The sequence below is a fragment of the Pantoea sp. AG1095 genome (assembly GCF_003208415.1).
In the GTDB taxonomy this organism is placed as follows: Bacteria; Pseudomonadota; Gammaproteobacteria; order Enterobacterales; family Enterobacteriaceae; genus Pantoea; species Pantoea leporis.
Window position 1 is genome coordinate 85,670 of the sequence record NZ_QKMJ01000008.1, and the last position, 14,508, is coordinate 100,177.

Genomic DNA, 14,508 nt, shown 5'->3' on the forward strand with positions numbered 1-14,508 from the left:
TGTTCAGATGCACGTTCTTCAATTTCCCTCAATTGCCGCTCGCGCTTGCGCCATCTGGCTATCTGACAACGGCAGATAACCCGCTTCGCTCACCCGACGCTGACCTTGTGGCGATAACACCTGATGCAGAAAGGCATTCACCAGCGGCGGCAGCGGTTTGCCGGGTGCTTTGTTGACGTAGATATAAAGCGGGCGCGACCACGGATAGCGGCCGCTGCGAATCGATTCGGCATCCGGCATCATGCTGTCGCCGTTCGCCGTGACCACCGGTAGCATTTTCACGCCGCTGAGATGAAAGCCAAAACTGGCATAACCGATGCTGTTGGGTGTGGCGGCAACGGCTTGTACCACCGCCGCAGAGCCGGGGAATTCAGCGACATCAGCACGGAAATCACCTTTGCACAGCGCCTGCTGCTTAAAGAAGCCCCACGTTCCCGACGCCGAGTTGCGGCCATAGCGCTGGATGCTGCGCGTGGCCCACTGGCCTTCGCTCAGGCCGAGATCGCCCCAGCGCTGCGGCACTTGCTGCCCGCCGCACAGACGCGTGATGGAGAACAGCGCATCGAGTTGTTGCGGCGCGATGCGCGTCAGCGGATTGTCCTGATTAACCACTACCACCAGCGCATCCATCGCTACCGGCACCGCCAGCGGCGGATAGCCGTAGCGCGCGGTAAAAAGTTGACGTTCGTCGATCTGCATCGGCCGGCTCATCGCGCCCAGTTGGGCAGCACCTGCCGCCAGCGCGGTCGGCGCAGTAGAAGATCCCGCCGCCTGCACCTGAACGTTGACGCCCGGCGACTGGCGGCTGAAATCCTCGCCCCATAATGTCATCAGATAACCCAGCGTATCCGATCCAACGCTGCTCAGATTGCCGGTTAGCATGGTTTGTTGGCCGTGTGCCAAAGCAGAGCAAAGCAGCAAGAGGGAGATCAACAGCGATTTCATTGGCGATTCCGCAATTCAGTAAGACGCCTATTCTGGAGCGGTGCGATTTATCGCGCAATACATTGCGTATGGGTTGTTAATGAGGCAGCGGTCGCCATGAATAGCGATCCTACGACCTTAATTAACCCGCTCTTGCATCACGTTAGCCACAATCAAGCGTGGCGGCAGCAGGAAGCTGAAACAGGTTTCCTGATGCGGCACGCTGGTGATCTCCAGCCGCGCGTTGTGATGTCCCAACGCATGCTTCACGATCGCCAGCCCCAATCCGCTGCCGCCGGTGGCGCGCGAACGCGCTTTATCCACGCGATAGAAACGCTCGGTGAGGCGTGGCAGATGCTGCTCGCTAATGCCCGGCCCGTCATCACACACCTTAAACTGCGCGCCTTGTTTGGTGCGCAGCCAGCTGATGTCGATGCGCGTGCCATCGGGCGTGTGATTCACCGCGTTATAGACCAGATTGGAAATGGCGCTACGTAGCTGCTCATCATTGCCGAACACTTTCAGATGCGGATCGGTATGGAAATGGATGGTGTGACGTCCCTGACTCAGCGTTTCCGCTTCACGCTGCAACAGCATCAGCATGCCCGGCACATCCACCGTCTCTTTGAGATCGATGGCTGGCGCCGCTTCGATACGCGATAAGGTCAGCAACTGCTTCACCAGACTGTCCATGCGGCGCGTCTGCTCTTGCATGGTATGCAACGCCTTGCTGCGCGTGCGCTCGTTCATCACCGAGTCGTCCATCATTTCCAGATAACCCTGCAATACCGTTAACGGCGTGCGCAGTTCATGACTGACGTTAGCAAAGAAGTTGCGTCGCGCGCCTTCCAGCTGATGCATCTGAGTGACATCACGTGCCACCATCAGCCACTGACCTTCGCTGTAAGGCATCACGCGGAATTCCATATGACGCTGATTATTGAGGATTTGGGTCAGCGGCATGTCGAACTTGCGCTGGCGGATATAGCGGGAAAATTCAGGATAACGCAGCAAATTGAGGATATTCTGGCCGTTATCTTCCGGCCAGCGCAAGCCAAGGTGCTGCTGCGCCAGGCCGTTGCACCAGAAAATAGTGCCCTCTTCGGTGGTCAGCACCACCGCATCCGGCAGCGATTCTGCTCCGCTGCGGAAACGTTTGATCAGATTGCCCAGCTCGCGCCGCCGCCGCCGGTTGCGCAATTGCATCTGGTACAGGCCATAAAACAGCGGTTCCCAACTGCCGCGTCCGGTGGGCGGCGTCATTGAACGATCGACCCACAGCCAGTGCGATAGACGCATCAGATTTCTGAAGTGCCAGAACATCACGCCGGTCACCGCAATCAGCAGCAGCCACGGCAGATATCCGAACAACAGACCCAACACCAGCGCAGGTAAACAGACCAGCGCCAGCTCGGTCAACAATCTCTTCCAGGAGAGTCGTTCCAGCACGGTAAACACTCCGTTTACGTTTAATAGCGGGCAGAGAAACGATACCCTGTTCCGCGCACGGTTTGAACCATGCGATCGTGGCCGGTTAATTCCAGTGCTTTACGTAAACGGCGAATATGCACATCGACGGTGCGATCTTCGACATACACATTGGTGCCCCAAACATGGTTCAGCAGCTGTTCGCGGCTGTACACGCGTTCCGGGTGGGTCATAAAGAAGTGCAGCAGTTTGTACTCGGTCGGTCCCATCTCCAGCGGCGTGGTTTCCGACATCACGCGATGTGAGGAAGGATCCAGGCTCAGGCCCTGCATCTCAATCACCTCTTCCACCGCCATCGGCGAAATACGGCGCATCACCGCTTTGATACGCGCCATCAGCTCTTTCGGTGAGAATGGCTTGGTGATGTAATCATCCGCGCCCACTTCCAGACCGCGCACGCGATCTTCTTCTTCACCGCGCGCCGTCAGCATCATCACCGGAATGTCGCGCGTCATGGCTTCACGCTTCAAATGCTTAATAAACTGAATCCCGCTGCCGCCGGGCAACATCCAGTCCAGCAGAATCAAATCAGGCCAGGGTTCGATCAGCTTACCAATCGCGCTGTCATAATCTTCCGCCTCAATAGGCTGGTAATCATTCTGTTCCAGCACGAAACATAACATTTCTCGGATGGGAGCTTCGTCTTCCACAACCAAAATGCGCTTAGCCATTGTAACTCCTGCTAGTGTGACACCGTGTCACTGGGATTTGCGGCGCCATTATGCGTCAGTTTTGTGACACTTTTATGAAAACACCGCCCTAAGATAGATAGATAAAAAACAGAAATGTCACAATAAAATTCTGCTTTTTTTCTTTGTGATCTTAAGTGGTTATAATTCGCCTTCGCTAAGCAGAGCACGGAGCAAACATGCGCATCATTCACACCGCTGACTGGCATCTCGGTCAGTTCTTTTACAGCAAAAGTCGCGCGCGGGAACATCAGGCGTTTCTCGACTGGCTGCTGGATCAGATTGTGCAGCATCAGGTGGATGCGCTGATTATCGCCGGCGATCTGTTTGATACCGGTTCGCCGCCGAGCTACGCGCGTGAAATGTTTAACCGTTTTGTGGTGGCGCTGCAGCCAAGCGGCTGCCAATTGGTGGTGCTGGCGGGCAATCACGACTCGGTGGCGACGCTGAATGAATCGCGCGAGCTGCTGGCCTGCCTGAATACGCAGGTGATCACCAGCGCCACGCCGCAGGGCGAACAGCAGGTGTTAACCCTGAAGCAGCGCGACGGCGCGCCGGGCGCGCTGCTGTGCGCCATTCCTTATCTGCGTCCGCGCGACATTCTGCGTAGCCAGGCTGGCCAATCCGGCCGCGAGAAGCAGATCTCGCTGCTGGAGGCGATCGAGCAGCATTATCAGCACTGCTTTGCTGCCGCGCAGGCGCAGCGCGATGCGCAGGACGTTACGCTGCCGATCATCGCCACCGGTCATCTCACCACTGTTGGCGTGACTAAAAGCGATTCGGTGCGCGACATCTATATCGGTACGCTGGATGCCTTCCCGGCGCAGGCGTTTCCGCCCGCCGATTACATTGCGCTCGGTCACATCCATCGCGCCCAGCGCATCGCCAACAGCGAGCACATTCGTTACAGCGGTTCGCCGATTCCGCTCAGTTTTGATGAGCTTGGCCGCGAGAAAAGCGTCTTCCTGCTGGAATTCAGCACCACGCTCGATACCGTTACGCCGCTAACCATCCCGCACTTCCAGCCGATGCAGATGCTGAAAGGCTCGATGGCGGAGATTGAACATCAGCTGGCGCAGTTCAGCGCGAGCGCCAGCGAACAGCCAGTCTGGCTGGATATTGAGATCACCACGCAGGAATATCTTAGCGATCTGCAACGTCGCATTGAAGCGCTCACCGAAAATCTGCCGGTCGAAGTGCTGCTGGTGCGCCGCAGCCGCGAACAGCGGCAGCGCAGCCTCGAACGGCTGGAGAACGAAACCCTGAGCGAACTAAAAGTGGAAGACGTGTTTGCTCGCCGACTGGCGCAGGAAGATCAGCTGGATGCCGGGCAGGCCGAGCAGTTAACGCAGCTGTTCCGCACCCAGCTTGCCGCGCTGGAGAATCCATCCGCATGAAAATTTTGACGCTACGTTTTAAGAACCTCAATGCGCTGCGCGGCGAATGGTTTATCGATTTCCGTCGTGAGCCCTTTGCCAGCAACGGCTTGTTTGCCATTACCGGCGCCACCGGGGCGGGCAAAACCACCTTACTCGATGCGATTTGCCTGGCGCTCTATCACCAGACGCCGCGCCTCGGCACGCTGTCGCAAACCCAGAACGAGCTGATCACCCGCGACACCGCCGAGTGTCTGGCGGAGGTGGAGTTTGAGATCAAAGGCGAAGCCTGGCGCGCCTTCTGGAGCCAGAACCGCGCGCGCGGCCAAGCCGACGGTAAGCTGCAGGCACCGCGCGTCGAGCTGGCGCGTGTGGCCGATAATCAGATCATCGCCGATAAAGTTGGCGACAAGCTGAAAGCGATTGAGACCCTGTCGGGGCTCGATTTCGCCCGTTTTACCCGCTCAATGATGCTGTCGCAAGGCCAGTTTGCCGCCTTCCTGAATGCCAAACCCGGCGAACGCGCCGAGCTGCTGGAAGAGCTGACCGGCACCGAAATCTACGGACAAATCTCGGTGCAGATCTACGAGCGCTGGCGCACCGCGCGCAGCGAGCTGGATACGCTGCGCGCCCGCGCCGGCGGCATGTCGCTGCTCGATGAAGCGCGCCGGGCAGAATTGACGCAGCAGCTGGCGGAACTTGGCACGCAGGAGAAAATCCTGAGCGAACAGCTAACGCTGGCGCAGCATCAGCAGCAATGGCTGGTGCAGCAGCAACAGCTAACGCAAGAGCAGCAGCAGGCCGAACAGACGCTGCTTGCCGCGCAACAGGCCTGGCAGCAGGCGGATGGCGATCGTCAGCGGCTGGCGCGCGCCGAACCGGCAGAAAAACTGCGCGAGAAGTTGCAGCAGCGCGAACAGTTGCAGGGCGATCTCCGTGCGCTGGAACAGCAATCGCAGCAGCTGCAAGCGCAACGGCAGCAAGCCAAAACCGCGCTGCAACAGGGCGAAAACCATTATCAGGCTGCGCAGCAGGCGCGTGAACAGGCGTTACAGCAACAGCAGCAGCTTGAAATGCTGCTCACCGAGCAGGTTATCCCGCTCGATCAACGCATCACCACCCTCGCGCAGCAGCTGGATGAACAGCAGCGATTGCATCTGCAGCAGCAACAGGCGCTGCAATCCAGCCAAACCGCACTCAGCCAGCAACAGCAGGTAAGTGAACGTTTACAACAACAGCTGGCGCAGCAGCAGGAATTTCGTGTCCGCGAAGCCGCTGTCGCCCATTGGGGCGCGGAATTAACGCGCTGGCAGGCGGAGATTGCCCGGCTGGATGAGCGCGAGCAGACGCTGACGCAGCTCATCGCACAGCATCAACAGCAGCGCAGCCAGCTGGAGCAGCATCAACAGGCGCAGGCTCAGCGTGAACAGGCGGCGCAACCGTTGCAGCAAGCCGAAGCGCAGGCCGCGCAGCAGCGCCTGCAAGCGGAGCAAGCACTGACTTCACTTGAGGCGGAGATCGGCAGCGTACAATTGCGCGACGCCCTGACGCAGCATCAAACCCAACGCCCTGCGCGCCAACAGCTTAACCTGCTCGCCGCGCAGTGGCGCGCGCTGCAACCGCAGCGGTTACAGCGTCAGCAGAAACTGGCGCAGCTCCAGCAGCAGCATCAGGACGCGGAACAGACGTTGCAGGCGCTGCGCGAGGAGTACAAACGGGAACATCAGGCGCTGCTCGATGTGCGCAAAATCTGCGAGCTGGAGCGCACCATCGCCCAGCTGGCCGACGAGCGCGCTAAACTGCAGCCGGATCAGCCCTGCCCGCTGTGCGGCTCGTGCCAGCATCCGGCGATTGCGCAATATCAGCAGCTTGAGCCCGGCGCCAATCAGCAGCGTTTAACCGCGCTGGAAACGCGCGTGGCGCAGCTAAAAGAGTCCGGCACCGCCAAAGGCGAGCAGCAGAAACTGTCGCTGCAACAGCAGCAGGCGTTGCAGCAGGAGATCAGCGATTACGATCAGCAACTGGCGACGGTGAACACCCAATGGCAAGCGCTGAGCGGTGAGCTGGCACTTACCTGCACGCTGGAGCAGCAGGACGATTTTGCGCAGTGGCAACAGCAGCAGGATGCGCAGGAACAGCTGCAGCAACAGCAGCTGCAGACGCGGGAAAACGCTGCGCGTGCGCTGCAGCAGGCAAAAGATGCGCATCTGCAACAGCAGCAGCTGTGGCAGCAGCATCAGAATCAGCAGCAGCTGGCGCAGCAGCAGATCGCCAGCACGCAGCAGACGCTGGATGAAATCAGCCAGCGCGAGGCCAGCGAACGCAGCGCCATGCAGCAACTGGCGCAGCAGCTGGAACAGCAGCTGACGCAGCATCAGCTCGTCCTGCCAGATGTCGCTGAGCGGGAAAGCTGGCTGCGCACTTTACAGCAACGCTGGATCGCATGGCAGGAAAATGAACGTTTACACGGCGAGTTACAGCCACAGCTGGCGAAAGCCGAAAGCGAGCGCAGCAGCCTGCAGCAGAATCTGGCGCGTGAACAGCAGCGGCTGGATGAGCTGCAGCAGACGCTCAGCACTTTGCAGCAGCAGCGCCAACAGCAGCAACAACAGCGTCAACAGCTGTTTGGCGATCGTCTGGTGGCAGAAGCCCGGCAGCAGCAGCATGCCGCGCTGCAACAGTGTGAACAGGCGCTGGCGCAGCAGCTTCAGCAGTGGCAACAGGCGCAAAGCATGCTGCACGGCCTGAATGGCCAGTGCGAGCAGATCGCGGCGCAGCAACACACCTTACGTGAGCGCGCTGCCGCCGCAGAAAGCGCCTTCCTCGCCGCGCTGCAGCAGAGTGATTTTGACGATGAGCGCGCGCTGCGTGCCGCCCTGCTGGAGGAGCGCGAGGTGCAGCAGCTGCGCCAGCAGTTGCAAACGCTCGATCAGCAGCGCCAGCAGCAGCTCACCCTCAGCGAACAGCTTATGCAGCGCTGGACGGCGCATCAGCAGCAGCGGCCTGCGGATCTTAGCGATGAGATTGCCGCCACGATTCAGCAGCAGCTGGAACAGCTGCGCGTGACGTTACGTGACAATGCCCGTCAACAGGGCGAAGCGCAGCAGCAGTTACACAGCGATGCACAACAGCGTTTGCAGCAGCAATCGTTGCTGACGCAAATCGCCACCGATGAAGTGGAACTGGCGCAGCTGGGGCGTCTGAACGATCTGGTGGGTTCGGCCAAAGGCGATAAATTCCGCCGCTTCGCACAAGGTCTGACGCTCGACCATCTGGTGTGGCTGGCGAACCGTCAGCTCGATCGCCTGCACGGTCGCTATCTGCTGCAACGCCGCATCAGTGAAGAACTGGAGCTGGAAGTGGTTGATACCTGGCAAGCCGACGCCACGCGCGATACGCGCACGCTATCGGGCGGCGAGAGTTTTCTCGTCAGCCTGGCGCTGGCGTTAGCGCTGTCCGATTTGGTGAGTCATAAAACGCGCATCGAATCGCTGTTCCTCGACGAAGGCTTCGGCACGCTGGATGCCGAGACGCTGGATACCGCGCTGGATGCGCTCGATGCCCTCAACGCCAGCGGCAAAACCATCGGCGTGATCAGCCATGTCGAAGCGATGAAGGAGCGTATTCCGGTGCAGATCCGTGTCCGCAAGATGAATGGCCTGGGTTACAGCAAGCTGGAGTTGCCGGGCGATCTCGCTTAAAAACGCACAATTCGTAGCGGCGCAATTTATTGCGCTTGTTAAGGCGGTGCCCATCCGAAAAGAGCGCGATAAATCGCGCCGCTACGATTCACTGCGTTCTTTTATCGCGTACTCACCAACTTATAACGGGGGCCGGCCAGCAAACCGCCCTGCTCGTTCTGCGCCAGCAGACGGGCGCTGGTCACACCGGCGATGGTGTGTGCCTTATCCGACACATTGCTGGCGATCTGCTTGATTGCCGCTGACACCAACATGCCAATGATACCGCCATTATTGTTGTTGCCATCTTCCGCGTCGCTGGCGGTGGCAATGCCTTGCCACAGCTCTTTACCGCTGCGCAAATCCACCAGACGCGCCGTCGCCGACACCCTGGTCACGCTCTGGATCACCTGATAGCTGCTGCCGTAATCGGTCACTGAAATGTACAGCGCGCTGTCGGCGTGGAAGATGTCATGCAGACGCTGCGGTCTGACAGCCTGAATTTCATGGCCGTTGGTCAATCCGTTCTGCTGGAAGGTTTCATCCACCACCGCCACCGGGAACACGTAATAGCCCGCTTCCGCCAGCGGACGCGTCACCAGCGAGGTGAAGCTGTTCGCCGCGTTCACATCCGGCGCGCGGTTATCCGCAGGCAGCACCAGAATTGAGGCCGGCTTGCTGGCGCGGAAGGCGCTGTAATCGTATGGTTTTTTATGCGCGCAGCCGGTCAATAGCAGCGTGGCCAGCACGCCTAAAGACACAATCAGCTTGTTCACTGGGCAACTCCTTGTTTTTTCTTCATCAGAAAGTCCATATAGGGTGCAGATTCCGGGAACAGCTGCTTCTCGGTGGCAAACTGGCCGAAGGCTTTATCGGTAGCACCGGTTTTGGCGTACAGCAGGCCGAGCTGCGCGTGCAGGCCCGGCGCAACCGGTTTGTTGACCGATTTGGCTTTTTCAATATCCAGATTCAGTGCTTCGATCTGCTTCTGCGGATCGCTATCTTTTTTGTAGTAGCTATAGATCTGCTGCTGGTAATCGCCCCAGTAATAGATCGGTTCCGGCCCTTTTGGCGCACAGCCAGCCAGCACGCCCGCAGCGATCAACGCCGCACTCAGTTGCAACCCTTTCATGCTCAATATCCTTATTTTGCCGGACGCCATGCGCCGCTGTTAATACCATCCACTAAATGATCTACCGCTTCACGAATCGCCAAATCCATCACTTTCCCGTTGAGAGTGGAGTCATAGCTGGCGGTGCCGCCGAAACCGACGATCTCACGCGCTGACAGCTTGAATTCACCCGCGCCCTGCGCGCTGTACACCACTTCTGAGGTGGTGACATCCACCACATTCAGGTTGACTTTGGCATAGGCGATCTGGTTCTTACCGCGCCCCAAAATGCCCCACAGCTGCTGATCGCCCACTTCTTTGCGACCAAATTCGGTGATATCGCCGGTGATGATGTAAGTCGCACCTTTGATGTTCTGCTCGCTCTTCTTAAAGCCGGCTTCCTGCTGCAACTCTTTCAGGTTGCTGCGATCCAGCACGTTGAAGCGATTGGTCTGCTGCAGGTGCGTGACCAAAATGGTTTTCGACTGATTGCCAAGACGATCCACGCCATCGGAGAAGATGCCGTTCATGTACGAGGAGCGGTTATCAAACTGGCCAACCGCAATCGGGCTGCGCACGCCCTGATACGCGGGCTGGCTGGCCGCACGCACCTGTGGCGCTTCAATGGCGCGTGACGATTCGGTCGCGCAGCCGCTTAGCAGCGTGGCGCTTAACAAGGAGAGTGCCGCAAGGGCATATTTTTTCTGCATTTCTAATCCATGAATCAAAAGGAGATAAAGCCGCGAGGCTGCGGCAAATTCTGGTTCTGCCGACAGTCAGAGTAATGCCATAGCATTGGTTGAGTCGGTCTGTAGACTGTCGGCAGTGAGAGAGAGGAACTTTAGTGAAAATGCAGGCATATTAATGAATTTAATTAATCGAATGGCGGGATTATTGGGCGGATTAATGATTGTTGTGGGCCTCAGCGCTTGTCAGCATTCTCAGCCAAAGCAACAGGATAGCATCGCCAACCTGTGTCAGCCGCAGAGCGCGCCGGGCAGCGCATCCTGCAAATGGACTGATGAGATGCAGCATCAGCTCAACCAGCATTTCCGCGATGCGCGCCGTTATGCCGGTCAGCAATGTCTGGTGCGGCTTGAGTGGCAAAACAGCGGGCGCTACGCGGTGACACAGACGCAAGGCGACGAAACGCTGTGCCTGCGCGCCTGGCAGTTGATTGGTCAAAGCAAAGATTTACCGCCGCCGCCGGACGCTAGCCAGCCAGCGTGGTTCGGTTTTGCCCCGGCAACGCCGAGCCATCCTGGCGCCACTGGCGCGGGCTGATGCCAAACCAGCGGCGGAAGGCGCGGGAGAAGGCGCTGACTTCGGAATAGCCGAGCAGCAGCGCCATCTCTGAGATTGGCAGCTGCTTCTGTTGCAGATAGTGCGTCGCCATCTCGCAGCGTACCTTGTCCACCAGCGCCGTGAAACTGATGCCCTCTTCACGCAGCCGCCGTTGCAGCGACCAGCTCGACAGGCCCATTTTTTCGGCAATATCTTCCAGCACCGGTTCGCCCTGCATCAGTGACAGATTGACCTGCGATCGCGCCTGTTCCACCACGCTTTGCAGGCTGGCACAGCTGTTCAGGCGGCGGATAGCATCCTGCATCACCATCAGCAACATCGGATCTTGTTCCGGCATGCTGCGCAGCAGATCGCGTTTCGGAATCAGTAATGAGTTGAACGGTTGATCAAACCACACCGGCGCATCAAATACTTTGCAGTGCTCGTGCCACTGCTCCGGGCGCGGATGTTCGAAGTGCACTTCACGCGGTGCCCAGTTTTTGCCGGCAACGTGGCGGATCAAGTTGAGAAACATACCGAGCGTCAGCTCCGCATCCTGGCGTCTGGAGAGGATCGCGCCGTGGCGCACCTGATAATCGAGCCGCCAGCACTCGCCTTTATCCACCAGCCGCGTCAGCGTGTCGTGCTGATGCCACGGAAAGGCGTTCACCACGTTGTGCAGCGCCTGCTCCAGCGTGGGCGAACAGAGGCCGATATACCCAATCAAGCCTAATGACTGCGGTTTGAACTGCTTGCCGTAATGCAAACCGAAGTTATCAAAACCGGAATGACGCGCTGCCTCTTCCATCACGCGGCAGTAGTTCACCAAACCCAGGCTTAGCGTGGGGCTCGCCAGCAGTTCGGAGTTGATGCCGCTGATGCCAAAAATACGATCGACATCGCCGCCTTTGTCAGTGATAAACCCGCTCAGTCCGGTGGCCGCCGCCGCCAAAACGCCGCGGTTGCTGGCGCTGACGGACAAGGCGCTCAAGGCTTCAGTGGGTGTTATGAGTGATTGCATCGGAACCTCTGCGTGTGGCGCGAGTGAAACAGGTTGAGGATTCCAGCAATATTCGTACCAGGCGGATGATTTGCGGATTTTGTCGCAGGGTCGCCATGAATGGCGACCTTTGCTGCGCCGCGACAGCGCAAAGCTGCTCACTGCTGGTGCATCAGACGCCAACTGGCAGCTGATTGGTTTCCAGATAACGTCGGCAGAGGCGCACCGAGTGATCGGCCCAGCGCGGCCCAAGGCTCAATGCCATTTCCGTTTCCGCGTGTGATCCCATCCACGCCGTCATCTGAATGCGGCGCTGGATCAGCAGCGTCGGCACCAGCGCCATCTCGTCATCACTGATGTGCGCCACTTTTTCGTAACCGAGGATCCAGTTATCCACCCATTCGGCGGCGCGAGGGTGGTGCTCTACAAAACTGATCGCCGCCGCCAGATCGTGCAGATACCAGCCGAGTCCGCAGTCATCAAAGTCGATCACCCGCGTTTCGCCTTTATGCAGCAGCAGGTTGGTCAGACGCAGATCGGCGTGGATCAAACCATAACGATCCGCCCCTTTGCCAAAGCCCTGCAGCTCCTGCCCGACGCGCGCTACCGCTTCGGCGACGATGCCGTGATCGGCCGGATTGAGGTTCGGCGCATCCTGCCAGCGTCCCCAATGGCTATGATCGCTGACCATGGTGTGATGATCCCAGATGATGCGCTGAAAACCCTCCGGTTTCTGCCAGCTGCGGCTGTGCTGATGCAAGCGCGCGGTGATGTGACCCAGCTGCTGAAACGCTTTGGGATCGACATCGGTGGTGGGCATGTCACCCTCAATCCAGTGGAACAACACGGCGTAGCGCTCGGCGCCGTTTGCCATCGGCAGCGTCAGCACGGTCTCACCCTCACTGGCCGGGATCGCCTGCGGCACCATGATGCCAATGTCACGCAGCGCATCCAGCCACAGCAGCTCGCTCTGAATGTCCGCTTTGCTGTGATAGTTAGGACGATGCAGACGCAGCGCGTAGCGTTTGCCCGCCGCCTGCAACAGGAAGGTGGCATTTTCCGACCGGCACAGCAGCTTGAGTTCGCCGCGCAGTGCCGCGGGATAACGGGCCAGCGCCTGATGCGCCAGCAGGGTGATTTCAGTATCGGTTAAGGTATCGGACTGTTCGGCACTCATTCATCAATCTCCAGCATCAAGCAAGTGGTATCAGCATGGGATGACGTCGTCCTGACTGCTTGACCGCAGACAACCCAAAGTTGACCGCAGCGTGCATCTGGCACTTTTCTTGCCTCAGAGTTGACCGTGGAGGACAAAACTCACTGCGCCCGCGTCAAGTTTTCCCGCGTCCGGCAGCGGCATTATCACTTCACTGTAGCGCAAAGATAAAAAAGCGCGGTGAAGCTGCCGCACCAACAATGACGACGGGGAGAAGATGATGACGAATAAGCTCAAACCCACGCTGGGCACCCTGCATTTGTGGGGCATTGCGGTTGGACTGGTGATTTCCGGGGAATATTTTGGCTGGAGTTACGGCTGGGGCGTGGCGGGCACGCTAGGGTTTCTGATCACCACCGCGATGATCGCCACCATGTATACCTGCTTCATTTTCAGCTTTACCGAACTGACCACCGCGATTCCGCATGCGGGCGGTCCGTTTGCCTATAGCCGCCGCGCGTTCGGTGAAACCGGCGGCTTGATCGCGGGCCTCGCCACGCTGATTGAGTTCGTGTTCGCACCGCCGGCGATCGCCATGGCGATTGGCGCTTACCTCAACGTGCAATATCCCGATCTCAATCCGAAAACCGCCGCGGTCGGCGCCTATATCGTCTTCATGACGCTGAACATTCTCGGCGTTAAGCTGGCGGCGATGTTCGAATTGGTGGTCACCGTGCTGGCGGTTCTGGAGCTGCTGGTGTTTATGGGCGTGGTGTCGCCGGGCTTCAGCATCGCCAACTTTGCCGCTAACGGCTGGGCGGGCAGCGATCACTTCGGCATGCCGGCGATGTCTGGCATCTTTGCCGCAATTCCGTTCGCCATCTGGTTCTTCCTGGCGATTGAAGGCGCGGCGATGGCGGCCGAAGAGGCCAAAGATCCCAAACGCACCATTCCCAAAGCCTATATCACCGGCATTCTGACGCTGGTGGTGTTGGCGATTGGCGTGATGCTGCTGGCCGGTGGCGCTGGCGACTGGCGCAAGCTGTCGGACATCAACGATCCGCTGCCGCAGGCAATGAAGATGATTGTCGGTGAAAATTCCAACTGGATGCACATGCTGGTGTGGATTGGTCTGTTTGGTCTGATTGCCAGCTTCCACGGCATTATTCTCGGCTATTCGCGCCAGTTCTTCGCCCTCGCCCGCGCCGGTTATCTGCCGCAAAGTCTGGCGAAGCTGTCGCGCTTTCAGACGCCGCACCGCGCGATTATCGCCGGCGGTTTGATTGGCATCGCCGCGATCTACAGCGATGGTTTCATTAATCTGCAAGGCATGACGCTGACCGCTGCGATGATCACCATGGCGGTGTTCGGCGCGATTGTGATGTATCTGATGAGTATGCTGAGCCTGTTCAAACTGCGTCGCACTGCGCCAGAGATGGAACGCAGCTTCCGTGCGCCTGGCTATCCGATTGTGCCGGGCATTGCGCTGGTGCTGTCGCTGGTGTGTCTGGTGGCGATGCTGTGGTTCAACCCGGTGATTGGCGGCTTGTTTGTGGCGATTATGGCGGTGGGATATGTCTACTTCCTGGCGACGAAAGCCCAGCGCGATAACGCGCCGCAGGATTCGATGTTAGTGGGTGAGTGAGTGGGTTAGTGCTGGCTGTCCCCCATCCCGGCCTTCCCCCGCAAGCGGGGGAAGGAGACGCTGCCACATGCAGCTTCCTCACTGACATGTGGCAGCATCTTCCTCCCCCATTTATGGGGGAGGACCGAGGAGGGGGAAAGCGAGCACAAACCGAG

General features: G+C 58.8%; 12 protein-coding genes. 4 read left to right on the top strand and 8 right to left on the bottom strand.

Going from position 1 to position 14,508, the window contains the following annotated elements:
* Window positions 1-18: 18 nt before the first annotated feature.
* The 3 genes from DEU53_RS16480 to phoB form a co-directional block, all read right to left on the bottom strand.
* Window positions 19-945: a PstS family phosphate ABC transporter substrate-binding protein gene (locus tag DEU53_RS16480; protein WP_110867759.1), complete on the bottom strand. Its 927-nt coding sequence runs from the start codon at window positions 943-945 to the stop codon at window positions 19-21.
* Between the two features lie 117 nt (window positions 946-1,062).
* Entirely contained in the window at window positions 1,063-2,373 is a 1,311-nt protein-coding gene (phoR, locus tag DEU53_RS16485; RefSeq protein WP_101762454.1) for a phosphate regulon sensor histidine kinase PhoR, read from the bottom strand.
* Between the two features lie 20 nt (window positions 2,374-2,393).
* The gene (gene phoB, locus DEU53_RS16490) at window positions 2,394-3,083 is read right to left on the bottom strand and encodes a phosphate response regulator transcription factor PhoB (protein ID WP_007887040.1); all 690 of its coding nucleotides are present in this window, start codon (window positions 3,081-3,083) and stop codon (window positions 2,394-2,396) included.
* Between the two features lie 197 nt (window positions 3,084-3,280).
* On the opposite strand from phoB, the gene sbcD reads away from it, so the two are divergent.
* The gene (sbcD, locus tag DEU53_RS16495) at window positions 3,281-4,498 is read left to right on the top strand and encodes an exonuclease subunit SbcD (protein WP_110867760.1); all 1,218 of its coding nucleotides are present in this window, start codon (window positions 3,281-3,283) and stop codon (window positions 4,496-4,498) included.
* The gene (locus DEU53_RS16500; protein ID WP_110867761.1) at window positions 4,495-8,178 is read left to right on the top strand and encodes an AAA family ATPase; all 3,684 of its coding nucleotides are present in this window, start codon (window positions 4,495-4,497) and stop codon (window positions 8,176-8,178) included. Before sbcD ends, DEU53_RS16500 begins: the two co-directional genes overlap by 4 nt.
* Before the next feature lie 101 nt (window positions 8,179-8,279).
* Here DEU53_RS16500 and DEU53_RS16505 read toward each other — a convergent pair whose 3' ends face one another.
* The 3 genes from DEU53_RS16505 to DEU53_RS16515 are packed head-to-tail and all read right to left on the bottom strand — an operon-like array spanning window position 8,280 to window position 9,978.
* Window positions 8,280-8,933 carry a DUF799 domain-containing protein gene (locus tag DEU53_RS16505; RefSeq protein ID WP_110867762.1) on the bottom strand — a complete coding sequence of 218 codons (654 nt, stop codon included), beginning with the start codon at window positions 8,931-8,933 and terminating at the stop codon, window positions 8,280-8,282.
* Window positions 8,930-9,289 (bottom strand): DUF4810 domain-containing protein, encoded by a 360-nt coding sequence (locus DEU53_RS16510; RefSeq protein ID WP_101762458.1) that lies wholly within the window; start codon window positions 9,287-9,289, stop codon window positions 8,930-8,932. The genes DEU53_RS16505 and DEU53_RS16510 overlap by 4 nt, the downstream gene beginning before the upstream one ends.
* Window positions 9,290-9,300: 11 nt before the next feature.
* The gene (locus tag DEU53_RS16515) at window positions 9,301-9,978 is read right to left on the bottom strand and encodes a CsgG/HfaB family protein (protein WP_101762459.1); all 678 of its coding nucleotides are present in this window, start codon (window positions 9,976-9,978) and stop codon (window positions 9,301-9,303) included.
* 154 nt (window positions 9,979-10,132) lie between these two features.
* On the opposite strand from DEU53_RS16515, the gene DEU53_RS16520 reads away from it, so the two are divergent.
* Entirely contained in the window at window positions 10,133-10,552 is a 420-nt protein-coding gene (locus DEU53_RS16520) for a cell envelope integrity TolA C-terminal domain-containing protein (RefSeq protein ID WP_110867763.1), read from the top strand.
* Here the strand turns inward: DEU53_RS16520 and DEU53_RS16525 are convergent.
* Window positions 10,482-11,573 carry an AraC family transcriptional regulator gene (locus tag DEU53_RS16525; protein ID WP_110867764.1) on the bottom strand — a complete coding sequence of 364 codons (1,092 nt, stop codon included), beginning with the start codon at window positions 11,571-11,573 and terminating at the stop codon, window positions 10,482-10,484. The two genes, DEU53_RS16520 and DEU53_RS16525, sit on opposite strands and share 71 nt — an antisense overlap.
* 151 nt (window positions 11,574-11,724) lie before the next feature.
* A complete protein-coding gene (locus DEU53_RS16530; protein ID WP_110867765.1) occupies window positions 11,725-12,729 on the bottom strand; it encodes a phosphotransferase enzyme family protein in 1,005 nt (334 codons plus the stop codon).
* A 259-nt stretch (window positions 12,730-12,988) separates the two neighbouring features.
* Here DEU53_RS16530 and eat point away from each other — a divergent pair, with 259 nt between their 5' ends.
* Complete coding sequence (gene eat, locus DEU53_RS16535; RefSeq protein ID WP_061717487.1) at window positions 12,989-14,353, top strand: ethanolamine permease; 1,365 nt, start codon at window positions 12,989-12,991, stop codon at window positions 14,351-14,353.
* Window positions 14,354-14,508 lie beyond the last annotated feature (155 nt).